The organism is Herbaspirillum huttiense, from assembly GCF_047300815.1.
In the GTDB taxonomy this organism is placed as follows: domain Bacteria; phylum Pseudomonadota; class Gammaproteobacteria; order Burkholderiales; family Burkholderiaceae_D; genus Herbaspirillum; species Herbaspirillum huttiense_A.
In genome coordinates this window covers 4659578-4683317 of record NZ_CP178608.1, presented here as the reverse complement: position 1 = coordinate 4683317, position 23740 = coordinate 4659578, and the positions used below count along the sequence as shown (strand labels likewise).

29 protein-coding genes and 1 pseudogene are annotated in these 23740 nt (G+C 62.2%); 26 read left to right on the top strand and 4 right to left on the bottom strand.

Going from position 1 to position 23740, the window contains the following annotated elements:
* Nucleotides 1-362 precede the first annotated feature (362 nt).
* Nucleotides 363-1454, bottom strand: a complete 1092-nt coding sequence (ychF, locus tag ACLRDN_RS21435; protein ID WP_034330723.1) for a redox-regulated ATPase YchF — start codon at nucleotides 1452-1454, stop codon at nucleotides 363-365.
* A gap of 409 nt (nucleotides 1455-1863) precedes the next feature.
* On the opposite strand from ychF, the gene ACLRDN_RS21430 reads away from it, so the two are divergent.
* The 24 genes and pseudogenes from ACLRDN_RS21430 to tatC all read left to right on the top strand — a co-directional run bounded on the left by ACLRDN_RS21430 (nucleotide 1864) and on the right by tatC (nucleotide 19537).
* A complete protein-coding gene (locus ACLRDN_RS21430) occupies nucleotides 1864-2667 on the top strand; it encodes an ABC transporter ATP-binding protein (RefSeq protein WP_413460432.1) in 804 nt (267 codons plus the stop codon).
* Nucleotides 2664-3443 (top strand): lipid asymmetry maintenance ABC transporter permease subunit MlaE, encoded by a 780-nt coding sequence (gene mlaE / locus ACLRDN_RS21425; protein ID WP_145604865.1) that lies wholly within the window; start codon nucleotides 2664-2666, stop codon nucleotides 3441-3443. Before ACLRDN_RS21430 ends, mlaE begins: the two co-directional genes overlap by 4 nt.
* 74 nt (nucleotides 3444-3517) lie before the next feature.
* Complete coding sequence (gene mlaD / locus ACLRDN_RS21420; protein WP_145604864.1) at nucleotides 3518-3994, top strand: outer membrane lipid asymmetry maintenance protein MlaD; 477 nt, start codon at nucleotides 3518-3520, stop codon at nucleotides 3992-3994.
* Nucleotides 3995-3999: 5 nt separating this feature from the next.
* Nucleotides 4000-4737 carry a VacJ family lipoprotein gene (locus tag ACLRDN_RS21415; RefSeq protein ID WP_413457916.1) on the top strand — a complete coding sequence of 246 codons (738 nt, stop codon included), beginning with the start codon at nucleotides 4000-4002 and terminating at the stop codon, nucleotides 4735-4737.
* A gap of 285 nt (nucleotides 4738-5022) precedes the next feature.
* Nucleotides 5023-5664 carry a phospholipid-binding protein MlaC gene (locus ACLRDN_RS21410; protein ID WP_413457915.1) on the top strand — a complete coding sequence of 214 codons (642 nt, stop codon included), beginning with the start codon at nucleotides 5023-5025 and terminating at the stop codon, nucleotides 5662-5664.
* Between the two features lie 46 nt (nucleotides 5665-5710).
* Entirely contained in the window at nucleotides 5711-6004 is a 294-nt protein-coding gene (locus ACLRDN_RS21405) for a lipid asymmetry maintenance protein MlaB (RefSeq protein WP_413457914.1), read from the top strand.
* A gap of 329 nt (nucleotides 6005-6333) precedes the next feature.
* Nucleotides 6334-7254, top strand: a complete 921-nt coding sequence (locus tag ACLRDN_RS21400) for an ABC transporter ATP-binding protein (protein ID WP_413457913.1) — start codon at nucleotides 6334-6336, stop codon at nucleotides 7252-7254.
* Entirely contained in the window at nucleotides 7251-8015 is a 765-nt protein-coding gene (locus ACLRDN_RS21395; RefSeq protein WP_413457912.1) for an ABC transporter permease, read from the top strand. The genes ACLRDN_RS21400 and ACLRDN_RS21395 overlap by 4 nt, the downstream gene beginning before the upstream one ends.
* A 47-nt stretch (nucleotides 8016-8062) precedes the next feature.
* On the top strand, nucleotides 8063-8299 hold the full coding sequence (locus ACLRDN_RS21390) for a BolA family protein (RefSeq protein ID WP_413457911.1): 237 nt from the start codon (nucleotides 8063-8065) through the stop codon (nucleotides 8297-8299).
* 9 nt (nucleotides 8300-8308) lie between these two features.
* Nucleotides 8309-9559, top strand: a complete 1251-nt coding sequence (gene murA / locus ACLRDN_RS21385; protein ID WP_413457910.1) for a UDP-N-acetylglucosamine 1-carboxyvinyltransferase — start codon at nucleotides 8309-8311, stop codon at nucleotides 9557-9559.
* A gap of 30 nt (nucleotides 9560-9589) precedes the next feature.
* Nucleotides 9590-10240 carry an ATP phosphoribosyltransferase gene (hisG, locus tag ACLRDN_RS21380; protein ID WP_413457909.1) on the top strand — a complete coding sequence of 217 codons (651 nt, stop codon included), beginning with the start codon at nucleotides 9590-9592 and terminating at the stop codon, nucleotides 10238-10240.
* A 39-nt stretch (nucleotides 10241-10279) separates the two neighbouring features.
* Nucleotides 10280-11596, top strand: coding sequence for a histidinol dehydrogenase (gene hisD, locus ACLRDN_RS21375; protein WP_034330743.1), 1317 nt, complete (start codon nucleotides 10280-10282; stop codon nucleotides 11594-11596).
* A 4-nt stretch (nucleotides 11597-11600) separates the two neighbouring features.
* Nucleotides 11601-12434, top strand: a complete 834-nt coding sequence (locus tag ACLRDN_RS21370; protein WP_413457908.1) for a DNA-methyltransferase — start codon at nucleotides 11601-11603, stop codon at nucleotides 12432-12434.
* Nucleotides 12415-13521, top strand: a complete 1107-nt coding sequence (gene hisC, locus ACLRDN_RS21365; RefSeq protein ID WP_413460431.1) for a histidinol-phosphate transaminase — start codon at nucleotides 12415-12417, stop codon at nucleotides 13519-13521. The genes ACLRDN_RS21370 and hisC overlap by 20 nt, the downstream gene beginning before the upstream one ends.
* A 72-nt stretch (nucleotides 13522-13593) precedes the next feature.
* A complete protein-coding gene (gene hisB / locus ACLRDN_RS21360) occupies nucleotides 13594-14190 on the top strand; it encodes an imidazoleglycerol-phosphate dehydratase HisB (protein WP_013235995.1) in 597 nt (198 codons plus the stop codon).
* A gap of 61 nt (nucleotides 14191-14251) precedes the next feature.
* Entirely contained in the window at nucleotides 14252-14890 is a 639-nt protein-coding gene (gene hisH, locus ACLRDN_RS21355) for an imidazole glycerol phosphate synthase subunit HisH (RefSeq protein ID WP_413457907.1), read from the top strand.
* A 78-nt stretch (nucleotides 14891-14968) separates the two neighbouring features.
* The gene (gene hisA / locus ACLRDN_RS21350) at nucleotides 14969-15766 is read left to right on the top strand and encodes a 1-(5-phosphoribosyl)-5-[(5-phosphoribosylamino)methylideneamino]imidazole-4-carboxamide isomerase (protein ID WP_034330777.1); all 798 of its coding nucleotides are present in this window, start codon (nucleotides 14969-14971) and stop codon (nucleotides 15764-15766) included.
* Nucleotide 15767: 1 nt separating this feature from the next.
* Nucleotides 15768-16532 carry an imidazole glycerol phosphate synthase subunit HisF gene (gene hisF / locus ACLRDN_RS21345; protein ID WP_034330780.1) on the top strand — a complete coding sequence of 255 codons (765 nt, stop codon included), beginning with the start codon at nucleotides 15768-15770 and terminating at the stop codon, nucleotides 16530-16532.
* A pseudogene (gene hisI / locus ACLRDN_RS21340) lies at nucleotides 16529-16912 on the top strand (phosphoribosyl-AMP cyclohydrolase); the annotation flags it as partial. The gene hisF and the pseudogene hisI, both read left to right, overlap by 4 nt.
* Before the next feature lie 116 nt (nucleotides 16913-17028).
* Nucleotides 17029-17367, top strand: coding sequence for a phosphoribosyl-ATP diphosphatase (locus tag ACLRDN_RS21335; protein WP_069374928.1), 339 nt, complete (start codon nucleotides 17029-17031; stop codon nucleotides 17365-17367).
* A 46-nt stretch (nucleotides 17368-17413) separates the two neighbouring features.
* Nucleotides 17414-17794: a histidine triad nucleotide-binding protein gene (locus ACLRDN_RS21330; RefSeq protein WP_034330788.1), complete on the top strand. Its 381-nt coding sequence runs from the start codon at nucleotides 17414-17416 to the stop codon at nucleotides 17792-17794.
* 71 nt (nucleotides 17795-17865) lie between these two features.
* Nucleotides 17866-18075 (top strand): Sec-independent protein translocase subunit TatA, encoded by a 210-nt coding sequence (gene tatA / locus ACLRDN_RS21325; protein ID WP_039783860.1) that lies wholly within the window; start codon nucleotides 17866-17868, stop codon nucleotides 18073-18075.
* 122 nt (nucleotides 18076-18197) lie between these two features.
* Complete coding sequence (gene tatB, locus ACLRDN_RS21320; RefSeq protein WP_413457906.1) at nucleotides 18198-18722, top strand: Sec-independent protein translocase protein TatB; 525 nt, start codon at nucleotides 18198-18200, stop codon at nucleotides 18720-18722.
* A 41-nt stretch (nucleotides 18723-18763) separates the two neighbouring features.
* Nucleotides 18764-19537, top strand: a complete 774-nt coding sequence (gene tatC / locus ACLRDN_RS21315; protein ID WP_329802454.1) for a twin-arginine translocase subunit TatC — start codon at nucleotides 18764-18766, stop codon at nucleotides 19535-19537.
* Nucleotides 19538-19626: 89 nt separating this feature from the next.
* Here the strand turns inward: tatC and ACLRDN_RS21310 are convergent, their stop codons facing one another.
* A complete protein-coding gene (locus ACLRDN_RS21310; protein ID WP_413457905.1) occupies nucleotides 19627-20316 on the bottom strand; it encodes a DUF2461 domain-containing protein in 690 nt (229 codons plus the stop codon).
* Nucleotides 20317-20334: 18 nt separating this feature from the next.
* Complete coding sequence (locus ACLRDN_RS21305) at nucleotides 20335-21516, bottom strand: Do family serine endopeptidase (protein ID WP_413457904.1); 1182 nt, start codon at nucleotides 21514-21516, stop codon at nucleotides 20335-20337.
* Nucleotides 21517-21565: 49 nt separating this feature from the next.
* On the opposite strand from ACLRDN_RS21305, the gene ACLRDN_RS21300 reads away from it, so the two are divergent.
* The gene (locus tag ACLRDN_RS21300; protein WP_413457903.1) at nucleotides 21566-22330 is read left to right on the top strand and encodes a Nif3-like dinuclear metal center hexameric protein; all 765 of its coding nucleotides are present in this window, start codon (nucleotides 21566-21568) and stop codon (nucleotides 22328-22330) included.
* A 71-nt stretch (nucleotides 22331-22401) separates the two neighbouring features.
* On the opposite strand, the gene mscL is transcribed toward ACLRDN_RS21300, so the two are convergent.
* Nucleotides 22402-22839, bottom strand: coding sequence for a large conductance mechanosensitive channel protein MscL (mscL, locus tag ACLRDN_RS21295; RefSeq protein WP_134223459.1), 438 nt, complete (start codon nucleotides 22837-22839; stop codon nucleotides 22402-22404).
* Between the two features lie 292 nt (nucleotides 22840-23131).
* Between mscL and petA the strand changes: the two genes are divergently transcribed.
* A complete protein-coding gene (gene petA, locus ACLRDN_RS21290; protein WP_034330802.1) occupies nucleotides 23132-23740 on the top strand; it encodes a ubiquinol-cytochrome c reductase iron-sulfur subunit in 609 nt (202 codons plus the stop codon).

The following is a 23740-nucleotide window of genomic DNA, read 5'->3' as shown; positions in this document are numbered from 1 at the left end:
GTGGCGGAGGGATTGAACTATGTGGTCCGCTGATGAAAGAAATGGAGAGCAAGCCCAGCGTCATTTCTCGTACCGCTTCCATCCAAGCGGTACGAGCGCATTTCATCCGGCCGGCTTTGACGCGGCGATCGAAAAATGATGGGAGAGCAGAAGGCCGCTCTCATGGACTACGCGTGGCTGCCAGTTGACGTGGCCCCTGCGTTTGCAATCGAATGAGGAAATGATTTAGAGAGTTTCTTCCTGGGGGGCAACCATCCACAAGCGTTTGAGCGGGAGATGGTTGGCCCGCATCTGTGATGCCCAATAAAAAACCCCGAGCTTGGTCGGGGTTCAGGTCATACCAGAATGGGATGAATCGATGTTCAAACATTGAACAAGAAATTCATCACATCCCCATCCTTGACCACATACTCCTTGCCTTCCGCGCGCATCTTGCCCGCTTCCTTGGCACCGGCCTCACCCTTGAAGGCAATGAAGTCCTCAAAGGCAATGGTCTGCGCACGGATGAAGCCGCGTTCAAAGTCGGTGTGGATCACGCCGGCCGCCTGCGGGCCAGTTGCGCCCACCGGCACCGTCCATGCGCGCACTTCCTTGACGCCGGCGGTGAAGTAAGTCTGCAGGCCCAGCAGCTTGAAAGCCGCGCGGATCAGGCGATCCAGGCCCGGCTCTTCCATGCCCATGTCGGCCAGGAAGTCGGCCTTGTCGGCGTCGTCCAGGTCGGCGATCTCGGCTTCGATGGCCGCGCAGATGGCCACGATGGGCGCGTTCTGTTCCTGCGCATAGGCGGTCAACTGGTCCAGCAGCGGGTTGTCGGTGAAGCCGCTGTCGGACACGTTGGCCACATACATCGCCGGCTTGGCCGTGATCAGGCACAGCGGCTTGATCAGCAGCATCTCTTCGGCATCCAGGCCCAGTGCACGCACCGGCTTGGCTTCGTCCAGCGCCGGCATGATGCGTTCCAGCAGGGCCACCAGCTTGGCGGCATCCTTGTCACCGGAACGGGCCTTCTTCTGCTCGCGATGGATGGCCTTCTCGACCGTACCCATGTCGGCCAGCGCCAGTTCGGTCTGGATCACGGCGATGTCGTCCAGCGGGCTCACGCGGCCAGCCACGTGGATCACGTTCGGATCTTCGAAGCAACGCACCACGTTGACGATGGCGTCGGTCTCGCGAATGTGCGACAGGAACTGGTTGCCTAAACCTTCACCCTTGGAGGCACCCGCCACCAGGCCGGCGATGTCCACGAATTCGACCGTCGCCGGCAGGATGCGCTCGGGCTTGACGATCTCGGCCAGCGCCTTCAGACGCGGATCGGGCACTTCCACGATGCCGACATTGGGCTCGATGGTGCAGAACGGATAGTTCTCGGCGGCGATGCCCGCCTTGGTCAGCGCGTTGAAAAGAGTGGACTTACCGACGTTGGGCAGACCCACGATGCCGCATTTGAGGCTCATGACAGATTCTTCCGAAAGCAAAACCGACATTGTAGCAAGCCGCACGCCCCAAGCCCCAGCTTTGCGACGCAGCATCCTTCCGCACCCCCGCGCTGTGGTATCTCCCCATCACTGTCGCCATGCGAGCCTTGATTCGCATCCCGGGAATTGCTTGCAATGCAGCATTCCGTTGCAGGGACGCCACGCAATGAGAATTTATTTTCATATGCAATATTTAAATGACTCATTCGTCATCTAGTTGGCCGCAGGAAATAGTGGTTATTTGTAGTGAACTTGCCGCTAACTTGTAAAGAACGGGGCTTTTCGGCGGCGGTGATTTACAGGCTGTATTGCCTTCTTGAAAGCGATTTGTAAAATTTGCTCTACAATGTCGGTTTTCCCAAATCCTCAACGAATCCCTTTGCCTGCTTTGTCTAATATCGTCGAAATCCGCGATCTGCATTTCCGTTATGGCGACCGGCCTATCCTGACTGGTCTGCAGATGGACTTCCCGCGCGGCAAGGTGGTGGCGGTAATGGGCGGCTCCGGCTCCGGCAAGACCACCATCCTGCGCCTGATCGGCGGGCAGCTGCAGCCACAGGAGGGCAGGGTGGAAGTCGATGGCGAGAACGTGCCATCGCTGGCGACCAGACAACTGTATGTGCTGCGCCGCAAGATGGGCATGCTGTTCCAGAACGGCGCGCTCTTCACCGACATGACGGTGTTCGACAATGTGGCCTTCCCGCTGCGCGAGCATACCGACCTGGATGAAACGCTCATCCGCGACCTGGTGCTCATGAAGTTGAACGCCGTGGGCCTGCGCAATGCCGCGTCCTTGAAGCCGGCCGAGATCTCCGGCGGCATGGCACGCCGGGTGGCGCTGGCACGCGCCATCGCGCTCGATCCGGCCCTGATCATGTATGACGAACCCTTCGCCGGGCTCGATCCGATTTCCATGGGCGTGACCGCCAACCTGATTCGCCGACTCAACGATGCCCTGGGCTCGACCTCGATCCTGGTGTCGCACGACGTCAACGAATCCTTTGCCATTGCCGACTATGTGTATTTCCTGTCGGCCGGCAAGATCGTGGCACAGGGGACACCGCAAGAAATGCGCGAATCCACCGATCCCTATGTGAAGCAATTTGTCCATGCCCAGGCCGATGGTCCGGTGCCCTTCCACTATCCCGGCAAGTCGCTGGCCGAGGACCTGGGCCTGGGAGGTGCGGCATGATCGCCGGTTTCGTCAGCGGCCTGGGCCGCAGCGTGCGCGAGTTCGTGGTCGGCGTGGGTTTTGCTGCGCGCATGTTCATCAACATGCTGGGCGCGTCCCTGGGCCTGCTGCGCCGTCCGCGCCTCATCACCGACCAGATTCACTTCATCGGCAACTATTCGCTGGTGATCATTACGGTATCGGGCCTGTTCGTGGGATTCGTGCTGGGTCTGCAGGGTTATTACACGCTCAACAAGTATGGTTCGGAACAGGCCCTCGGCCTGCTGGTGGCCCTGTCGCTGACCCGAGAACTGGGTCCGGTGGTGACGGCCCTGCTCTTTGCCGGCCGCGCCGGCACCTCGCTGACCGCCGAAATCGGCCTGATGAAGGCCGGCGAGCAACTCTCGGCCATGGAAATGATGGCGGTGAACCCGCTGCAACGCGTGGTGGCCCCGCGCTTCTGGGCTGGCGTGATCGCCATGCCGGTGCTGGCGGCCATCTTCAGCGCCGTCGGTGTGCTGGGCGGCTACGTGGTCGGCGTGCTGCTGATCGGTGTGGATGAAGGTGCTTTCTGGTCGCAGATGCAGGGCGGCGTGGATGTGTGGAATGACATCGCCAATGGCGTGTTGAAGAGCATCGTCTTCGGTATTGCCGTGACCTTCGTGGCACTGTTCCAGGGTTATGAAGCCCAGCCGACGCCCGAAGGCGTGGCACGGGCCACGACCCGGACCGTGGTGATCGCCTCGCTGACCGTGCTGGGCCTGGATTTCCTGCTGACGGCACTGATGTTCAGCTGAGCCGCCGCAGTGCTTGGACAAGCGCCCGGTCGGGGCGCAATGATGTGAATAAAAGGGTAGAAAAAGGGTTCAATATGCAACGTAAATCTCTGGATGCCTGGGTAGGAATCTTCGTGCTGGCCGGCGTGGCCGCGCTGGCGTTCCTGGCGCTGAAGGTCGGCAACATGAGCTCGATGTCCTTCGGCCAGAAGACCTATGCCCTCAAGGCCAATTTTGACAACATCGGCGGCCTGAAGTCGCGCGCGGCCGTCAAGAGCGCCGGTGTGGTGGTGGGTCGGGTCGATTCGATCCGCTTCGATGACCAGACCTTCCGCGCGGTGGTCACGCTGAACATGGAAGAGGGCTACAAATTCCCCAAGGACAGCTCGGCCAAGATCCTCACCTCCGGTCTGTTGGGTGAACAATACATCGGCATCGAGCCAGGCGGCGATACTGCTAACCTGGCCTCGGGCGATACGATTAAGATGACACAATCCGCCATCGTGCTGGAAAACCTGATCGGTCAATTCCTGTACAGCAAGGCGGCAGAGGGAAAGGATGATTCCAAATGAATCAAATGAATAAAAAAACCATCAACACCGCCTACGCAGGTCGCCTCGGCGCCTTCGCCCTGGCGGCCGCCGCCCTGACTGGCTGCGCCAGCACCGCCAACAATGCGAACGATCCGCTGGAAGGCTTCAACCGCACCATGTTCAGCTTCAACGACACGGTCGACCAGGTAGCCCTGAAGCCGGCCGCCCAAGCTTATGACACCGTGGTGCCGACCCCGATCCAGCATGGCGTGGGCAACTTCTTCGGCAACATCGGCGATGTCTGGTCGTCCATCAACCAGCTGCTGCAGGGCCGTATCGAGCAGGGTGTCTCGACCTTCATGCGCGTGGCCATCAACACCACCTTCGGCCTGGGTGGCGTGCTGGACGTGGCGACCGAAGCCCGCCTGCCGCGTGAGAAATCCGATTTCGGCCAGACCCTGGGCAAGTGGGGCGTAGGCTCCGGTCCCTACGTGGTGCTGCCGTTCTTCGGCCCCTCCACGCTGCGCGACACCGCCGGCATGCCGGTGGACCTGTACGGCGACCTGTGGACCTACAAGCGTCCGGCCCGCTGGCGCAACGTCGGTGCGGTGGTGCGCATCGTCGACCGCCGCGCCCAGTTGCTGGATGCCTCGACCCTGCTGGAAGATGCCGCGCTGGACAAGTACGACTTCGTGCGCGATGCCTACCTGCAACGCCGCCAGAGCCAGATCAACGGCGCCTCCGGCGGCCGCGAGCAGAAGGAAGAAGCCATCAAGCCTTGATGGCCGATGGCCTCCCCCTCCGTGCGGCGGGGGAGGCCGCGGTTGCGCTTGCGGCGCCGCAGTCTGGTCTTGAAATGCGGGCCAACTGCCCAATCTGCGCTGTCTGCCCAAGTTTCTCTGTCCTCCTCGGGCAATCTGTAACATCCGTGCCGAACTGTGACGGCGCGGGAACCCCGCTCCCGGGCGGGTTTCGAAGGACTTGCCGGCTGCTGTCGGCGCGCTGCACTACGTGGCGCCCCCAGGCAGCTTTGGCACCTCCTGCTGACTCGAATGGAAAACCGACTTATGAAGATGCTTACCAAACTTTTCGCCATTGCCGCCCTGGCCGTTCCCGCGCTGTCCTTCTCGGGCGCAGCGTCCGCCCAGGAAGCCCCGGATGCGCTGGTCAAGCGCATCAGCTCGGAAGTGCTGGATACCGCCAAGACCGACAAGGACATCCAGGCCGGCAACAACGCCCGCATCATGCAGCTGGTGGAACAGAAGATCCTGCCCTACGTGGACTTCGAGCGCATGACCCAGCTGGCCGCCGGCCGCTACTGGCGCCAGGCCACCCCGGAGCAGCAGAAGGCGTTGATCACCCAGTTCCGCAGCCTGCTGGTGTTCACCTACTCTGGCGCCCTGTCGCAGGTGCGCGACCAGAAGATCGAATTCAAGCCGCTGCGCGCTGCCCCTACCGATACCGAAGTGGAAGTGAACTCGCAGGTGATCTCCTCGCGCGGTGGCGAGCCGATCCAGCTGAGCTATCGCCTGGAAAAGAAGGCCGACGGCTGGAAACTCTATGACGTCAACGTGCTGGGCGCCTGGCTGGTGGAAGCCTACCGCGGCACCTTCTCCAACGAGATCAGCAAGGGTGGCATCGACGGCCTGATCAAGGCGCTGACCGACAAGAACCAGCAGCTGGCCGCACGCGGCAACGGCAAGAAGTAAGCCGTTACCGTTCATCGACCCATTTCCTGAACCGAAAGAACGCATCATGTTCAAGCCCGGCGCCTCGCTGACCTTCTCCAATGCCAGTTCCGTCCTGCGCGAAGGCCTCTCGGCCATCGCTGCCGGCCAGGCCAGCATTGACGTCAGCGAGGTGGCCGTGGTCGATTCCTCGGCCGTGGCAACCCTCCTGGCCTGGCGGCGTGCTGCTGCCGGCCGTGGTGCCGCACTGGACTTCGGTCCCTTGCCGGCCAACCTGCAGAGCCTGGCCGACCTCTACGGCGTGACCGCCCTGCTGCAAGGTGCAGCCGCACCGACCTCCGCTACCGATCGACATCACTGATCGCATTTTTCCCTCGCGGCCCGTGCTCCCGGGTGCCGGGAAGCCCGTGCTACGGCGGCCCGGAATATCGAATTCCCCTATAATCGAAGGTTTTGCAGGCGCGCTGGCGGCGTTGGCAGCGGATCACGTTTCCGCCAGGCACTCTCCCGCCCGTCGGCATCGGCAAAACATTCCGGCTATTTCATAGCGCAACGACAACATGACTGCGTCATACGCTTCCCCCTTTGGGAGGATGGCGCGGCCAAGGCGAGGCGGACAGCGGATTCCCCTGGTGGAACTCCTGGCTCCTTATTTCTTTCTGACAAGTAACGTATTGAACGGGCGAGGCAATGGCCGCTCTCCAAATCACAGACATCAAGAAGCGCTACCAGTCCCTGCAGGCGCTGGGTGGCGTGTCGCTGGCAATCGAAGAAGGTGAATTCTTTGGTCTGCTCGGTCCCAACGGTGCCGGCAAGACCACATTGATTTCCATCATCGCCGGCCTGAACCGGGCCGATTCGGGCTCGGTCACCATCCACGGGCATGACGTGGTCAGCGACTATCGCGGCGCGCGCATGAACCTGGGCGTGGTACCGCAGGAACTGGTCTTCGATCCCTTCTTCACCGTGCGCGAGACCTTGCGCATGCAGTCCGGCTATTTCGGCCTGACCAACAATGACAAGTGGATCGACGAGGTCATGGAAAACCTCGACCTCACCAACAAGGCCGATACCAACATGCGCGCGCTCTCCGGCGGCATGAAGCGGCGCGTGCTGGTGGCCCAGGCGCTGGTGCACAAGCCACCGGTCATCGTGCTCGATGAGCCGACCGCCGGGGTGGACGTGGAACTGCGCCAGACCCTGTGGCAGTTCATCGGCCGCCTCAACCGCGAGGGGCATACCATCGTGCTGACCACGCACTACCTGGAAGAAGCCCAGGCCCTGTGCAATCGCATTGCCATGCTCAAGTTTGGCCGTGTGGTGGCTCTGGATTCAACCGATGCCCTGATCCGCCGCATCTCCGGTTCGCAGATGCTGCTGCGCCTGAAGCGCGGCAGCCTGCCCGATGGCTTGAAGGCGCTGGTCACCCATCCCGAAGAGCTGCTGGCCGGCAATGCCGCCAACAAGTACACGCTGCGCGTGAATGATTACAAGGAAGTCGAACCCATCCTGGCCACGCTGCGCGCCTCTGGCGCGGAGATCGACGACCTGCAATTGCAGCAGGCCGACCTGGAAGACGTCTTCATCCAGATCATGGGAGATGAAAAATGATCGGTTTCCGTACCCTGTTCTACAAGGAAATTCTGCGTTTCTGGAAGGTCGCCACCCAGACCGTCACTGCGCCCATCGTCACGGCCCTGCTGTACCTGCTGATCTTCGGCCACGTGCTGCAGGATCGCGTGCAGGTCTATCCGGGCGTGAACTACACCGGCTTCCTCGTGCCGGGCCTGGTGATGATGAGTGTGCTGCAGAATGCCTTTGCCAACAGCTCATCCTCGCTGATCCAGTCCAAGATTACCGGCAACCTGGTGTTCGTGCTGCTGACCCCGCTATCGCACTGGGAGCTGTTCGGCGGCTATGTGCTGGCGGCCGTGGTGCGTGGCCTGATGGTAGGCGCGGGCGTGTTCGTGGTGACCGTCTGGTTCGGTCACCTGGACTTCGTGGCACCGCTATGGATCCTGGTGTTCGCCCTTCTGGGTGCGGGCATCTTGGGCACCATGGGCCTCATTGCCGGGATCTGGGCAGAGAAATTCGACCAGCTGGCGGCGTTCCAGAATTTCCTGATCGTGCCGCTGACCTTCCTGGCCGGCGTGTTCTATTCGATACACTCGCTGCCCCCGTTCTGGCAGGCGGTATCGCATTTCAACCCGTTTTTTTATATGATCGACGGTTTTCGCTACGGCTTCTTCGGCCAGTCCGACATTCCCCCCATGACCAGCCTCGGTATCGTAGCCGTGTTCTTCGTGGCGCTGTCGACCCTGGCCGTGCGCATGCTCAAGAGCGGCTACAAGCTGCGCGCGGGTTCGCATTGAACATCCTGCGCCCCGCCATCTCCCCCATTCCCGTGAAGAGCCTCAACATGCTACCCACACCTGAACTCGTCAAAAGCTACATCGCCGCCGGCCTCGACTGCCAGCACCTGGAAGTGGAGGGCGATGGCCAGCACTTCACCGCCGTCATCGTCGCCGACGCCTTCGCCGGCAAGCGCCTGATCCAGCGCCACCAGCTGGTCTATGCTGCCCTGGGCGACCGCATGCGTGAAGAAATCCACGCGCTGTCGATGAAGACCCTGACCCCCGAAGAATTCCAGAAATAAGGCAACACGATGGACAAGCTTTTGATCCGTGGCGGCAAGCGCCTCTCCGGTGACGTCACCATTTCCGGTGCCAAGAACGCCGCCCTGCCCATCCTGTGCGCGGGCCTGCTCACCGATGGCGACCTGGTGCTCTCCAATGTGCCGCACCTGCAGGACGTGGTCACCATTACCAAGCTGATGAGCCAGATGGGCCTGCGCGTGCGCGAGAACGGCGAGCAGCTGGTCTTGAACGGCAACGACATCACCCGCCCGGAAGCGCCGTATGAACTGGTCAAGACCATGCGTGCCTCGATCCTGGTGCTGGGCCCCTTGCTGGCGCGCTTCGGCCAGGCCAAGGTGTCGCTGCCCGGCGGTTGTGCCATCGGTTCACGTCCGGTGGACCAGCACATCAAGGGACTGCAGGCGATGGGCGCGGAAATTCATATCGAGGCCGGATACATCCATGCCAAGGCCAAGCGCCTCAAGGGCGCGCGCATCGTCACCGACATGATCACCGTGACCGGCACCGAGAACCTCCTGATGGCCGCCGCCCTGGCCGATGGCGAGACCGTGCTGGAAAACGCCGCGCGCGAGCCGGAAGTGGGCGACCTGGCTCACCTGCTGGTGAAGATGGGCGCCAAGATCGAGGGCATCGGAACCGACCGCCTGGTGATCCAGGGGGTGGAGAAGCTGCACGGTGCCGAGCACGAAGTCATCGCGGACCGCATCGAGACCGGCACCTTCCTGTGCGCTGTCGCGGCCACCGGTGGCGACGTGACCCTGCACCGTACCCGCGCCGGTTTGCTGGATGCCGCACTGGACAAGCTGCGTGACGCCGGTGCCATCCTCACTTCGGGTGAAGACTGGATCCGCATCCAGATGGCGCGCCGTCCCAAGGCGGTGAGCTTCCGCACCACCGAATATCCGGGCTTCCCGACTGACATGCAGGCGCAGTTCATGGCCTTGAACTGCCTGGCCGAAGGCACCAGCCACGTCACCGAGACCATCTTCGAGAACCGTTTCATGCACGTGCAGGAATTGAATCGCCTCGGTGCGGCCATCGATGTGGAAGGCAATACCGCCATCGTCACCGGCGTGGAAAGATTCCTCGGTGCGCCGGTGATGGCAACCGACCTGCGCGCTTCGGCCTCGCTGGTCATTGCCGGGCTGGCCGCGCAAGGCGAGACCGTGGTGGAACGCATCTACCACCTCGACCGCGGCTATGACCGCATGGAAGCCAAGCTGTCGGCCATCGGTGCCGATATCGAACGCATCAAGTAAATTGACGGACCCCAGAAAACGCACACCATCATGACCCAACAACTGACGCTGGCGCTGTCCAAGGGCCGTATCTTCGAAGAGACCCTGCCGCTGCTCAAGGCCGCCGGCATCACCGTGGCCGAGGATCCCGAATCTTCGCGCAAGCTGATCCTGCCGACCAATGACCTCGACGTGCGCGTCATCATCGTGCGCGCCTCGGATGTGCCGACCTACGTGCAATACGGTGCGGCCGATTTCGGCGTGGCCGGCAAGGACGTGCTGATGGAGCACGGCGGTGAAGGCTTGTACCAGCCCATCGACCTGAACATCGCCAAGTGCCGCCTGTCGGTGGCGGTGCAGGAAGGTTTCGACTACGCCAATGCGGTGCGCCAGGGCGCGCGCCTGCGTGTGGTGACCAAGTACGTCAATACCGCGCGCGAGCACTTCGCCGCCAAGGGCGTGCACGTGGACCTGATCAAGCTGTATGGCTCGATGGAACTGGGCCCGCTGGTGGGCCTGTCGGACGCCATCGTCGACCTGGTCAGCACCGGTGGCACGCTGCGCGCCAACAAGCTGGTGGAAGTCGAGCACATCATCGACATCTCCTCGCGCCTGGTGGTGAACCAGGCCGCGCTGAAGTTGAAGCGCGAGCGCCTGCAGCCGATTCTCGATGCCTTCGAGAAGGCTTCCAAGGCCAAGTAATCCCACGACCCCAGATATCTTCGCAGAGCAGGTGAGACCATGAGCATTGCCATCCGAAAACTCGATTCCGCCGAAGCCGGCTTCCGTGACAAGCTGTCGGCCGTGCTGGCCTTCGAAGCCAGCGAAGACGAGGCCATCGACCGCGCTGCAGCGACCATCCTGGCCGATGTGAAGGCGCGCGGCGATGTGGCCGTGCTGGAATACACCCAGCGCTTCGACCGCCTGCAGGCCGCTTCCGTGGCCGGCCTGGAAATCGGCAAGGATGCGCTGCAAGCCGCACTGGCAGGCCTGCCCGAGGCGCGCCGCCATGCGCTGCAGACCGCCGCCGACCGCGTGCGCGCTTATCACGAGCGCCAGAAGAAGGAATGCGGCTCGGATGGTTTCCTGTATCGCGAAGCCGATGGCACCGAACTGGGCCAGAAGGTCACGCCGCTGGATCGCGTGGGCATCTACGTGCCGGGCGGCAAGGCTGCCTATCCTTCGTCGGTACTGATGAATGCGATTCCGGCCAAGGTGGCCGGCGTGCAGGAAGTCATCATGGTCGTGCCGACCCCGGATGGCGTGAAGAATGAACTGGTGCTGGCCGCAGCCGCCATTGCCGGCGTGGACCGTGTCTTCACCATCGGTGGTGCGCAAGCCGTGGGCGCGCTGGCCTATGGCACCGCCACCATCCCGCAGGTGGACAAGATCGTTGGTCCCGGCAATGCCTATGTGGCCGCCGCCAAGCGCCGCGTGTTCGGCGTGGTCGGCATCGACATGATCGCCGGTCCTTCGGAGATCCTGGTGATCTGCGATGGCGCGACCGATCCCGACTGGATCGCCATGGACCTGTTCTCGCAAGCCGAGCACGACGAGCTGGCGCAATCCATCCTGCTGTGCCCGGATGCGGACTACATCGCCAAGGTGGAAGCCTCGATCAACCGCCTGCTGGAAGACATGCCGCGCAAGGACGTGATCCGCACTTCGCTCACCGACCGTGGCGCCCTGGTCAAGGTGCGCGACATGGAAGAAGCCTGCGAGATCGCCAACATGATCGCCGCCGAGCACCTGGAGATTTCCGCCCAGGAGCCGCAGCAGTGGGCGGACCAGATCCGGCACGCCGGCGCCATGTTCCTGGGACGCTTCTCCTCCGAGTCCCTGGGCGACTACTGCGCCGGTCCCAACCACGTGCTGCCGACGTCGCGTACTGCTCGCTTCTCCTCGCCGCTGGGGGTGTATGACTTCCAGAAGCGTTCGAGCATCATCCGTGTCTCGGAAGAGGGCGCGCAGACGCTGGGCAAAATCGCCGCCGAACTGGCTTACGGTGAAGGCTTGCAGGCGCACGCCCGCTCGGCCGAACTGCGGCTCAGGAAGTGACAGGATGACCTCCGCCACCGACTCCCTCGTAGGTGCCGGCTGGCTGGATCGCGTATTCTGCGAGGATGCGCTCTCGGCCACCGTTGGCCTGGCGCGCATTCCCGATGGCAGCGTCGACCTGATGATCGCCGATCCGCCGTATGGGCTGGGCAAGGATTACGGCAACGATTCCGACAAGCTCGATACGGCGGCTTATCTGTGCTGGACCGAACAGTGGATCGATGCCGCGCTGCCCAAGTTGAAGCCCAATGGCAGCCTCTACATCTTCCTGACCTGGCGCAATTCGCCGGAAATCTTCGTGATGCTCAAGCAGCGCATGACCATGGTCAACGAGATCATCTGGGATCGCCGCGTGCCCTCCATGGGCGGCAGCACCCGGCGTTATTCCTCGGTGCATGACACCATCGGGTTCTTCGCGCGGGCCAAGGATTATTTCTTCGACCTCGATGCCATCCGCATCCCCTACGATGCCCAGACCAAGAAGGCACGTTCACGCTCCATCTTCGTCGGGGCCAAGTGGCTGGAAATGGGCTACAACCCCAAGGATGTATGGAGTGTGTCGCGCCTGCATCGTGAACATAAAGAGCGCGCCGACCATCCCACGCAGAAACCCCTGGAAGTGGTTGAGCGCATGGTCAAGGCTTCTTGCCCGCCGGGCGGCGTGGTGCTCGATCCCTTCATGGGCAGCGGCACGACCGCCGTGGCTGCGCGCCGTTGCGGGCGCCACTTCACCGGCTTTGAACTCAATCCCGATTATTGCGAACTGATCCGCCAGCGTCTCGACGCGCTCGATGCGCCGGCACCTGCGAGCCAAGATGATGAATCCCTCCAAGCCTGAGACCGTGGACGACCTGGTAGCCAACGTGATCCGCCCGCTGGTGCGCGGCTGGCAGTCCTATCACGTGCCCTCGGCCGAAGGGATGGTCAAGCTCGATGCAATGGAAAATCCCTACCTGCTGCCGCCGGCCTTGCGTGAGGAACTGGCGCAGCGGCTGGCTGCGCTGGAGTTGAACCGTTATCCGGTGCCGTCCTATACCCGCCTGAAAGCGGCCATCTGCGCGCAACTGGGTGTGCCTGCGGGCTATGACGTCCTGCTGGGCAATGGTTCGGATGAGCTCATCACCATGCTTTCAGTCGCCTGTGCCATTCCGGGGCGGACCATCCTGGCACCGGAACCGGGGTTCGTCATGTATGGTGTCTCGGCAAAAATGGCCGGGCTGGATTATGTGGGCGTACCACTGCGCGCGGACCTGACGCTGGACCTGCCCGCGATGCTGGCGGCCATCGAGCAACACAAGCCCGTCGTCACCTGGCTGGGCTATCCCAACAATCCGACCGGCACGCTTTATCCGATGGCCGACGTGCTGCGCATCATCGAAGCCGCCGCGCCCTATGGGCTGGTGGTGGTGGACGAGGCTTACCAGCCTTTCGCCGCCTCCACGCTCATGCCGGCATTGCCGCAGCACAACAACCTGGTGGTGATGCGCACCGTCTCCAAGCTGGGGCTGGCGGGCATCCGCCTGGGCTACCTGTCGGCGGCCCCGGCGCTGTTGCGCGAATTGGACAAGGTGCGACCGCCCTACAACGTCAACATGCTCACCGAAGCGGCTGCGCTGTTCGTGCTGGAACACCTGCAGGTGCTGGAGGCGCAGGCGGCGCAGCTGCGTGAGGCGCGCAGCGTGCTGGCGGCCGGACTGGCGGCGCTGGAGGGGGTGGAGGTGTTTCCTTCGGCGGCCAATTTCATCCTGATCCGCGTCCCGGACGCCGATAAAGTCTGTGGCGCCTTGCTGGCGCGCAGGGTACTTGTCAAAAATGCCGGTAGAATGCACGTATTGCTGCAAAACTGTTTGCGCATTACCGTCAGTACGGATGAAGAAAACGCCATCTTCCTGACGGCCCTGAAAGATGCACTGCGCGAGCAGTGAAGGTTTGAAGGTCCACCGCAGGCAAGCAGGCATCACGCATTACCAACGATAGAACCCCGTCCAACCCCGACCATGTCTACACCGAGAACCGCCGAAGTCGTCCGCAATACCAACGAGACGCAGATCCGCGTTGCGATCAACCTGGATGGCACCGGCCAGCAGAAGCTGGATACCGGCGTGCCCTTCCTGGATCACATGCTGGACCAGATCGCCCGCCATGGCCTGATCGACCTGGACATCCACGCCAAGGGCGACCTGCACATCGACGCGCACCATACGGTGGAAGATGTGGGAATCACCCTGGGCATGGCCTTTGCCAAGGCCATCGGCGACAAGAAGGGCATCCGCCGCTACGGCCACGCCTACGTGCCGCTGGACGAAGCCCTGTCGCGCGTGGTGATCGATTTCTCCGGCCGTCCCGGCCTGGAATACCACATTCCCTTTACCCGCTCGATGATCGGTTCCTTCGATGTGGACCTGACCAGCGAGTTCTTCCACGGTTTCGTCAATCATGCGCAGGTGACCCTGCACGTGGACAACCTGCGTGGCGTGAATGCCCACCACCAGGCCGAAACCGTGTTCAAGGCCTTCGGCCGCGCGCTGCGCATGGCCGTGGAACTTGATCCGCGCGCTGCGGGTACGATTCCGTCCACCAAGGGCAGCCTGTAAAACGCAGGGTATCGCTAACTCATCTGGGTTTCCCGGCGCGCGAGCGCCGTTCAATGTCGCCATGAATAAAATTGTTGTAGTCGATTACGGCATGGGCAACCTGCGCTCGGTGGCGCAGGCGCTGCGCCATGTCGCGCCTGAAGCCGATGTGCGCATCTCCGGCGAAGTCGCCGATATCCGCGCCGCCGACCGCGTGGTCCTGCCCGGCCAGGGCGCCATGCCCGATTGCATGCGCAGCCTGCGCGAATCGGGCGTGCAGGATGCGGTCCTTGAAGCGTCACGCACCAAGCCGCTGTTCGGCGTATGCGTGGGCGAGCAGATGCTGTTCGACTGGAGTGAAGAAGGCGACACCACCGGCCTGGGCCTGCTGCCCGGCAAGGTCGTGCGCTTCGAGCTCGAAGGCGTGCGCCAGGACGATGGATCGCTGTTCAAGGTGCCGCAGATGGGCTGGAACCATGTGCACCAGACCAGCGCCCATCCGCTGTGGGAAGGCATTGCCGATAACGCCTTCTTCTATTTTGTCCACAGCTATTACGCCGTCCCGGCCGAATCGTCGCAGATCGTTGGCCAAACGCCGTATGGCCGTGACTTCGCCTGTGCCGTGGCCCGCGATAATATCTTTGCAACCCAGTTCCACCCGGAAAAAAGTGCCTCGGCGGGTTTGCAGCTGTATCGGAATTTCGTACACTGGAAACCTTGATTTTTTGCCTTTCAGGCAAGAACCTCGCCGCAGACCGTCGCCAACCCTTCTTTTTTACTGACTAGTCATCCCCTAGCCATGCTGCTCATACCCGCCATCGACCTGAAAGACGGTCATTGCGTACGCCTCAAACAAGGTGATATGGACCAAGCCACCGTTTTCTCCGAAGATCCGGCGGAAATGGCCCTGCACTGGCTCAAGCAGGGCGCGCGCCGCCTGCACCTGGTGGACCTCAACGGTGCCTTCGCCGGCAAGCCCAAGAACGAGGCGGCGGTCAAAGCCATCCTCAAGGCGGTCGCCAGCTTCGCCGAAGAGAACGACGTCGAGGAAATCCCGGTGCAACTCGGTGGCGGCATCCGCGACCTGGACACCATCGAACGCTACCTGGACGATGGCCTCTCCTACATCATCATCGGCACCGCCGCGGTGAAGAATCCCGGCTTCCTGCATGACGCCTGCAGCGCCTTCCCCGGCCAGATCATCGTGGGCCTGGATGCCAAGGACGGCAAGGTTGCCACCGATGGCTGGAGCAAGCTGTCCGGCCACGAAGTGGTGGACCTGGCGCAGAAGTTCGAAGGCTATGGCTGCGAAGCCATCGTCTACACCGACATCGGCCGCGACGGCATGATGGGCGGCGTCAACATCGAGGCCACGGTGCGCCTGGCGCAGGCCGTGACCATTCCCATCATCGCCTCGGGCGGCGTGCACCACGTGGGCGACGTCGAGGCGCTGTGCCGGGTCGAGGATGAAGGCATCGAAGCCGTCATCTGCGGCCGTTCCATCTACGAAGGGACGCTGGACCTGCGCAGCGGCCAGGATCGTGCGGATGAACTGACGCGCGAACTGGAAGCCAACCGCCTCTCCGGCAGCAAATAACATGGCCCTTGCAAAACGCATCATCCCTTGCCTGGACGTGACCGCTGGTCGCGTGGTCAAGGGCGTCAATTTCCTGGAGCTGCGCGATGCCGGCGATCCGGTCGAGATCGCGCGCCGTTACGACGAGCAGGGTGCCGATGAGCTGACCTTCCTCGACATCACCGCGTCCTCCGATGGCCGCGACCTGATCCTGGACATCATCGAGGCCGTGGCCTCGCAGGTCTTCATTCCCCTGACGGTGGGTGGCGGCGTGCGCGCGGTGGAAGATGTGCGCCGCCTGCTCAACGCCGGGGCCGACAAGGTCGGCATCAACACCTCGGCGGTGACCAATCCGCAGCTGGTGGCCGATGCCGCCAACAAATACGGCTCCCAATGCATCGTGGTGGCCATCGACGCCAAGCGCGCCGGCGACGGCAAGTGGGAGGTCTATACCCACGGCGGACGCAAGGCCACCGGCCTGGATGCGGTCGAATGGGCGCGCAAGATGGCGCAGCTGGGTGCGGGCGAGATCCTGCTGACCAGCATGGACCGTGACGGCACCAAGAGCGGTTTCGACCTCGACCTGACGCGTTCGGTCTCGGAAGCCGTGAGCATTCCCGTGATCGCTTCCGGTGGCGTGGGCGGCCTGCAGGACCTGGCTGACGGCATCACCAAGGGCAAGGCTGATGCGGTGCTGGCCGCCAGCATCTTCCACTATGGCCAGCACACCGTGCAGGAAGCCAAGCGCTTCATGGCCGACCAGAACATTTCCATGAGGCTGGCATGAGCATCAGCGCCAAATGGCTCAACAAGGTCAAATGGGACGAAGTCGGCCTGGTGCCGGTGATCGCCCAGGAAGTCGGATCCAATGATGTGCTGATGTTCGCCTGGATGAACCGCGAGGCGCTGGCGCGCACCGTGGAGATCGGCCAGGCGGTCTACTGGAGCCGCTCGCGCAAGAAGCTCTGGCACAAAGGTGAAGAATCAGGTCATTTCCAGAAAGTGCACGAAATCCGCCTGGACTGCGACGAAGACGTGGTGCTGCTCAAGGTCGAGCAGGTGGCCGGCATTGCCTGCCATACCGGCCGTCATTCCTGCTTCTTCCAGAAATTCGAAGGCAGTGCCGACAGCGGCGAATGGGTCACGGTAGAGCCGGTCCTGAAGGACCTGCCACCCGGTGCCGGTGGTGGCCCCGTGGCCGCGGCGGCTGCTGAGCCGGCAGCCAAGCCCAAGCGCGTGCGCAAGACCATCCCCAAGCCCGTGGACAGCGACAAGACCCCATCATGAGTGAAACCCTGAAGCGACTGGCCGAAGTCATCGAGTCGCGCAAGCTGGCCAACGGCGGCAACCCGGAGAAATCCTACGTCGCCAAGCTGTTCTCCAAGGGCGATGACGCCATCCTCAAGAAGATCGGCGAGGAAGCCACCGAAACGGTGATGGCCGCCAAGGATGCCCGCGTCTCGGGCGACAAGTCCAAGGTGCTTTATGAATGCGCCGACCTGTGGTTCCATTCCATGGTCCTGCTGGCGCAGTTCGATCTGAGCCCGCAGGATGTGCTCAACGAACTGGCGCGCCGCGAAGGCCTCTCTGGCCTGGAAGAAAAGGCTGCCCGCAAGGACTGAGCGTCCTGCGCACTTTCCCATCCCCTTGTTTCCCAGGAGTACGGCGTTGGATAATTGTATTTTCTGCAAGATCGCAGCAGGCCAGATTCCCTCGAAGAAGATCTACGAGGACGAGGACCTGATCGCCTTCCACGACATCAATCCGGCCGCGCCGGTGCATTTCCTGATTGTGCCGCGCCAGCATGTGGCAACGCTGGCCGATTGCGGTGAGCAGCATGCTGCCTTGCTGGGCAAGATGCTGGCCCTGGCACCGCGCCTGGCGGCCGAGCAGGGCTGCGGTTATGGCGTCGATGCCGAAGGCAAGCCCACCGGCGGTTTCAAGACCCTGGTCAACACCGGACCGGATGGCGGCCAGGAGGTGTACCATCTGCACATGCACGTGATTGGCGGCCCGCATCCCTGGCGGGTACGGTTCGTGCAACAATAAGGATTCGCCGGCCCGGGGGCTGGCAGGTTTCACTTGTACACAGGGCAGGGATGTCCGCTTAGGAGAAGAGAATGGGTTCGTTCAGTATTTGGCATTGGCTGATTGTTCTGGTGATCGTGATGCTGGTCTTCGGCACCAAGAAGCTCGGCAACATGGGTTCCGACCTGGGCAAGGCAGTCAAGGGCTTCAAGGATGGCGTCAAGGGCGGCGAGGAAGATCCGGCCAAGAAGGACCCGGCCATCGACGTGCAGGCCAAGGAAAAGGACAAGTCCGGCAGCTGATCAGGCCGCCCGCCAGCCCTCCTGGCGGGCATGCAGGGGCCCGCATCGTGATTTGCAGCGGGCACTCCCGTCTTCAAGCGCATGGCGCGCCCGCGTTGTCCTCTTAATGTCCACACAGACTCATGATTGATATCGGCCTTACCAAGCTGGCCTTGATCGGCGTGGTCGCGCTGGTCGTGATCGGCCCCGAGCGCCTGCCCAAGGTGGCGCGCATGGCCGGCACCCTGTTCGGCCGTGCCCAGCGCTACATCAACGACGTCAAGTCCGAAGTCAGCCGCGAGATGGAACTCGACGAGCTGCGCAAGATGCACAAGGATGTGCAGGACGCCGCCAGCGACGTCAGTAACAGCATTCATCAAAGCATGTCCGATACGGAAGCGTCGATCAATGACGCTTGGAACGGCGGCGACGATTCCTCCGTGTCCGACAGCAGCAGTGCCGGCAGCAGCTGGACCCGCACGCCCGACCCCTCCCTGCATGCGATCAAGGCCAAGGCTTTCCGCCGCAAGAAGCTCTCGCGCACCACCGGCGTGCCGTCCTGGTACAAGCACCAGAGCGGTCACAAGACCCGCGTGATCTCGGCCTCGGCCCGCGTGGCCAAGTACCGCCGTCCGGTCGGTGTGGGCAAGTCGGCTGGTTTCTTCTAAATTTGGCGCAGCGCGTCTCACTTCATCAGAATTCCGACCCCATGGCTGAAGAAAACACCCAGGCCGAAGACACCTTCATCTCGCACCTGATCGAATTGCGCAGCCGTATCGTCAAGGCGGCTGCGGTGGTGCTGGTGGTGTTCCTCTGCCTGATGCCGTTCGCGGCCCACATCTTCGACGTGCTGGCCGCGCCGATGATCCATGCGCTGCCCGCCGGCAGCAAGATGATCGCCACCGGCGTGATCACTCCCTTCCTGATCCCCATCAAGGTCACCATGCTGGTGGCCGTGCTGATCGCGCTGCCCTGGGTGCTGTACCAGCTGTGGGCCTTCGTCGCGCCCGGCCTGTATGCGCACGAGAAGCGCCTGATCGCGCCGCTGGTGATCTCGTCCTCGCTGCTGTTTGTGGCCGGGGTGGCATTCTGCTACTTCTTCGTCTTTGGCGTGGTCTTCCCGTTCATCAACAACTTCGCCCCCAAGTCAGTCTCGGTGGCACCGGATATCGACAGCTACGTCGACTTCGTGCTGACCATGTTCGTGGCCTTCGGCGTGACCTTTGAGGTGCCGGTGATCGTGATCGTGCTGGTGCGCATGGGCCTGGTGCCGCTGGCCAAGTTGAAGCAGATCCGTCCCTACGTGATCGTCGGTGCCTTCATCGTTGCCGCCGTCGTCACGCCGCCGGACGTGATGAGCCAGCTGATGCTGGCCGTACCGCTGGTGCTGCTCTACGAAGTGGGCCTGCTGGTGGCACCGATCTTCGAGCGTGCCACGCGTTCGCCGGAGGCGGAACCTGGCAGTTCCGTGCCCACCGAATAAGCCTGGCAATTCACCAAAAAACAAAGCCCGCTCGATGATGAGCGGGCTTTGTCGTTTCTGGCTTCAGGAGAACGTGCCTGATAGACCGTTCACTCTTCGATGGTCACCAGCGGAATCTCGCGCAGCCATTGCACCAGCGGATAGGCATCCTTGAAGCCTTCCAGCACCTGCTTGCCAAGGTCAGCCGGAATCTTCTTGCGGATGTCTTCTTCGGTCCAGACGATGAAACTCTTGAGCTTCACGTACTCGATATTGGGGGTGTCCGGATCGAAGCCCTTGGGCGGGCGCTGCAGCTTTCCTTCGTCCTGCAGGTCGCCATATGTCGCAACAAGCTTCTTGTTCTTGCGCATTTTGGTGAAGCCCGCTGCATCCTCCACCACGCGGTTGCGGATGGCGCGCAGGCGCGGCGTCGGCGGCAGGTATTCACCACCGGCAATGAGCAGTTGTCCCGCTTCATTGATGTGGAAGTAGTAGGCCGGACCGCCGCCCTGGCTGGGCTTCTTGAGCCCGCTGGCCGTGATGGCGGCCGAGAAGTGCGTCTTGTACGGGCGCTTGTCATGGGAGAAGCGCATGTCACGGTTGATGCGGAACAGCGCCTTCTTCGGGTTGCAGCCGGCGATGGCCGGATCGAACTTGCTGATCTCGGCGATGAGCTTGATGGTCAGCGCCAGGAATTCCTCGCGCAGGATGTCATAGCGCGGCTTGTTCATGACGAACCAGGCGCGGTTGTTGTTTTCGGACAGTTCCCCGAGGAACTGGATCAGGTCACGCAGGTGCATGGATCAGATTCTCCTGGCTCATTCTTCGTCGGCATCATCGTTCTTGGGCGGCGGCGGACGCTTGCCCACGGTGATGTTCAGCTTGGTTTCCTGCGCCTTGCGCAGCACCGTCATGGCGATCTGCTGGCCCGGCGTCAATTGCGCGATGACGTTGAGCATCTCGGTGGTATCGGCCACCGGCTTGTCGTCGATGCTCACCAGGATGTCGCCCGGACGCATGCCCGCGCGGTCAGCCGGACCGCCCTTGAGCACGCCGGCGATGATGGCACCGGTTTTCTTGCCCAGGCCGAAGCTCTCGGCCAGTTCCGGCGTGATGTCCTGCGGCTCCACGCCGATCCAGCCGCGCACCACCTGGCCGTGGCTGATGATGGCTTCCATCACCGTCTTGGCGGTGGACATCGGTATCGCAAAGCCGATCCCCAGGTTGCCGCCGGTGCGCGAATAGATGGCCGTGTTGATGCCCAGCAGGTTGCCGTTGGTATCGACCAGCGCACCGCCCGAGTTGCCGGGATTGATGGCGGCATCGGTCTGGATGAAGTTCTCGAAGGTATTGATGCCCAGGTGGTTGCGGCCCAGCGCCGAGACGATGCCCATGGTCACCGTCTGGCCCACGCCGAAGGGGTTGCCGATGGCCAGCACGACGTCGCCCACCGAGCTGTTCTCCGGATGGCCCAGGGTGATGGCGGGCAGGTTGGGCAGGTCGATCTTGATGACGGCGAGGTCGGTCTCGGGATCGATGCCGACCACCTTGGCGCTGCCCTTGCGGCCGTCGGCCAGGGCCACTTCGATCTTGTCGGCGGCTTCCACCACGTGGTTGTTGGTGAGGATGTAGCCCTGCGGGCTGACGATCACGCCCGAACCGAGGCTGGATTGCTTGTCATCCTGCTGCTGTTCATCGAACTGGTCGCCGAAGAACTTGCGGAAGAACGGATCGTTCTGGAAGGGGCTCTTCTGTGGGCGCGCTTCGGTCGTGGTGAAGATATTGACCACCGAGGGCATGGCCTGGCGCGCCGCATGGCGATAGGAGTCCAGGGCGGGCGCGGCGGGTGTGGCTTCCTGCATCTGGATGGTGGACTGGGCAGGGCGTGCACGCGAAGTGAAGGATCCGGACAGCCAGTCCGGCTTCAAGGTCGCTACAATGAACCACACCGCCAGACCCACTGTCACGGTCTGGGCAAACAACAGCCATAAACGTCGCATAAAAGAATTTTTGGTATTTGGATTGAAAATCTGATCGGATGAGGAAGAGATGACCCGCCACATTAGCAGAAACGAGTTCGCAGTCTATCTGGGGCAGACGCTTAACGCGGCGCAATATCGCGATTATTGCCCAAACGGCTTGCAGGTGGAAGGGCGCGCCACCATTGGGCGCGTGGTCAGCGGCGTCACGGCCAGCCTGGCCCTGATCGAGGCGGCAGTGGAATGGCAGGCCGATGCCATCCTGGTCCATCACGGTTACTTCTGGCGCGGTGAAGACATGCGCGTGATCGGGCAGAAGCAGCGGCGGCTGAAGCTGCTGCTGGGGCATGACATCAATCTGTTCGGCTATCACTTGCCGCTGGATTCGCATCCGGAGCTGGGCAACAACGCGCAACTGGCCAAACGACTCGACTTTGACGCCACTGGCCGCTTCGGCGAGAACGACATCGGCTGGATCGGGCGCTGCCATGCGCCTTCCGTCAAGACGGCCGCGGACCTGGCGATGCTGATCGAAAAACGCCTGGGCCGCATGCCGCTGCTCATCGGTGATCCGCAGCAGGCCATCGGACAGGTGGCCTGGTGTACCGGTGCGGCGCAGGGCATGCTGGGCGAAGCCATCGAAGCCGGTGCCACCGCCTACATCAGCGGCGAGATTTCAGAACCGACCGTGCACCTCGCACGCGAAACCGGCACTGTCTATCTCGCTGCCGGCCATCACGCCACCGAGCGCTATGGCATCCAAGCGCTGGGGGAACATGTGGCCAGGCACTTCGGTATCGAGCATCGCTTCATCGATATCGACAATCCCGTTTGAGGCGGGGCCGCGATACGTGTTGCTTCACTTTCCGTGGCGGGTAAGTGAAGCTTTCTGGGGCAGGATGCGCCTCAGCCCTGCTTCTTGAGCGAATCGCGGATTTCGCGCAGCAACAGCACGTCTTCCGGCGTCGGTGCCGGAGCGGCCGGGGTGGCTTCTTCATGCTTGGAGGCCAGGTCGCGCGCCTTGTTGATGGCACGCACCATCTGGAAGATGATGAACGCCAGGATCAGGAAGTTGATGAAGATGGTGAGGAAGTTGCCGTAGGCGAAGACGGCACCGGCCTTCTTGGCTTCGGCCAGCGGCAGGCCATAGGCTTGGCCGTTCAGGGGCAGGTAGTAGTTGGCGAAATCCAGGCCGCCAAAGATCTTGCCGACGATGGGCATGATGATATCCTCGACCAGGGAGCTGACGATCTTGCCGAAGGCCCCGCCGATGATGACACCGACAGCCAGGTCGACCACGTTTCCCTTGATCGCGAAGGCGCGAAAATCCTTGAGCATGCTCATCCCTGGTTTCTCCTTTGAAAGTTGCTGTTTAAACATGAGGCGGGCTTACAACGGGTTATATCCTGCCCGGCAGCAAAAGTAAATCGGACAAGCACTGACGCCGCACTGCAAAAAAACTGAGAACGAGAGCAGATTGACAAGGGGTTGCGCTGCGTCAAATGTTCATTTTCGCAAGCCTGTACCATACCGGCCGTTAGCTACAAAACCCTATTCAGCTTATATATAATCGAAAAGTTGCATGAGGGTCACTTAGAAGGTCCACGCTAACTTACATTTGGAGATTGGGGTCTTTATGACTGACGAGAATCAGGTCGACGCAAGTCGACGAGGTTTGCTTGTTGCGACTTGTGCGGCCGGAGGTGTAGCGGGTTTGGCCACCGCTGGAGCATTCGTCTCCACCCTGCAACCTTCAGAACGCGCCAAGGCAGCAGGCGCACCGGTGGAAGTGGATATTTCTTCACTGGCTCCCGGTGAAATGCGCACCGTTGAGTGGCGCGGCAAGCCGGTCTGGATTCTCAAGCGTACCCCCGAGATGATCGAGTCCCTCAAGAAGACCGATGGCGAGGTGGCCGATCCCAACTCCAAGCGCACCGATTTCTCCGAAACGCCTGATTACGCGCTCAATGAGTGGCGTTCGCTGCGCAAGGACATCCTGGTCGTGGTCGGCATCTGCCCGCACCTCGGCTGCTCCCCGAGTTCCCGCTTCCAGAGCGGCCCGCAGCCTTCGCTGCCGGACGACTGGCATGGCGGCTTCCTGTGCCCCTGCCACGGCTCGACCTTCGACCTGGCCGGCCGCGTGTACAAGAACAAGCCGGCGCCGGACAACCTGCAAGTCCCGCGCTACATGTTTGAAGGCGACAACAAGCTCGTCATCGGCAAGGACGAGAAAGGGGAGGCCTGA

Bases quoted from the DNA above. Each gene is read 5' to 3' on its own strand.
- ACLRDN_RS21310 (WP_413457905.1), bottom strand. From the start codon at position 20,316: ATGCACCTGCGTGACCTGATCCAGTTCCTCGGGGAACTGTCCGAAAAC.
- hisA (WP_034330777.1), top strand. From the start codon at position 14,969: ATGCTGCTCATACCCGCCATCGACCTGAAAGACGGTCATTGCGTACGC.
- ACLRDN_RS21370 (WP_413457908.1), top strand. From the start codon at position 11,601: ATGACCTCCGCCACCGACTCCCTCGTAGGTGCCGGCTGGCTGGATCGC.
- ychF (WP_034330723.1), bottom strand. From the start codon at position 1,454: ATGAGCCTCAAATGCGGCATCGTGGGTCTGCCCAACGTCGGTAAGTCC.
- ACLRDN_RS21395 (WP_413457912.1), top strand. From the start codon at position 7,251: ATGATCGGTTTCCGTACCCTGTTCTACAAGGAAATTCTGCGTTTCTGG.
- mlaD (WP_145604864.1), top strand. From the start codon at position 3,518: ATGCAACGTAAATCTCTGGATGCCTGGGTAGGAATCTTCGTGCTGGCC.
- ACLRDN_RS21335 (WP_069374928.1), top strand. From the start codon at position 17,029: ATGAGTGAAACCCTGAAGCGACTGGCCGAAGTCATCGAGTCGCGCAAG.
- hisD (WP_034330743.1), top strand. From the start codon at position 10,280: ATGAGCATTGCCATCCGAAAACTCGATTCCGCCGAAGCCGGCTTCCGT.
- mlaE (WP_145604865.1), top strand. From the start codon at position 2,664: ATGATCGCCGGTTTCGTCAGCGGCCTGGGCCGCAGCGTGCGCGAGTTC.
- hisH (WP_413457907.1), top strand. From the start codon at position 14,252: ATGAATAAAATTGTTGTAGTCGATTACGGCATGGGCAACCTGCGCTCG.
- ACLRDN_RS21405 (WP_413457914.1), top strand. From the start codon at position 5,711: ATGTTCAAGCCCGGCGCCTCGCTGACCTTCTCCAATGCCAGTTCCGTC.
- murA (WP_413457910.1), top strand. From the start codon at position 8,309: ATGGACAAGCTTTTGATCCGTGGCGGCAAGCGCCTCTCCGGTGACGTC.
- hisB (WP_013235995.1), top strand. From the start codon at position 13,594: ATGTCTACACCGAGAACCGCCGAAGTCGTCCGCAATACCAACGAGACG.
- tatA (WP_039783860.1), top strand. From the start codon at position 17,866: ATGGGTTCGTTCAGTATTTGGCATTGGCTGATTGTTCTGGTGATCGTG.
- hisF (WP_034330780.1), top strand. From the start codon at position 15,768: ATGGCCCTTGCAAAACGCATCATCCCTTGCCTGGACGTGACCGCTGGT.
- ACLRDN_RS21400 (WP_413457913.1), top strand. From the start codon at position 6,334: ATGGCCGCTCTCCAAATCACAGACATCAAGAAGCGCTACCAGTCCCTG.
- ACLRDN_RS21390 (WP_413457911.1), top strand. From the start codon at position 8,063: ATGCTACCCACACCTGAACTCGTCAAAAGCTACATCGCCGCCGGCCTC.
- hisG (WP_413457909.1), top strand. From the start codon at position 9,590: ATGACCCAACAACTGACGCTGGCGCTGTCCAAGGGCCGTATCTTCGAA.
- ACLRDN_RS21300 (WP_413457903.1), top strand. From the start codon at position 21,566: ATGACCCGCCACATTAGCAGAAACGAGTTCGCAGTCTATCTGGGGCAG.
- ACLRDN_RS21410 (WP_413457915.1), top strand. From the start codon at position 5,023: ATGAAGATGCTTACCAAACTTTTCGCCATTGCCGCCCTGGCCGTTCCC.
- hisC (WP_413460431.1), top strand. From the start codon at position 12,415: ATGAATCCCTCCAAGCCTGAGACCGTGGACGACCTGGTAGCCAACGTG.
- tatC (WP_329802454.1), top strand. From the start codon at position 18,764: ATGGCTGAAGAAAACACCCAGGCCGAAGACACCTTCATCTCGCACCTG.
- tatB (WP_413457906.1), top strand. From the start codon at position 18,198: ATGATTGATATCGGCCTTACCAAGCTGGCCTTGATCGGCGTGGTCGCG.
- mscL (WP_134223459.1), bottom strand. From the start codon at position 22,839: ATGAGCATGCTCAAGGATTTTCGCGCCTTCGCGATCAAGGGAAACGTG.
- petA (WP_034330802.1), top strand. From the start codon at position 23,132: ATGACTGACGAGAATCAGGTCGACGCAAGTCGACGAGGTTTGCTTGTT.
- ACLRDN_RS21305 (WP_413457904.1), bottom strand. From the start codon at position 21,516: ATGCGACGTTTATGGCTGTTGTTTGCCCAGACCGTGACAGTGGGTCTG.
- ACLRDN_RS21415 (WP_413457916.1), top strand. From the start codon at position 4,000: ATGAATAAAAAAACCATCAACACCGCCTACGCAGGTCGCCTCGGCGCC.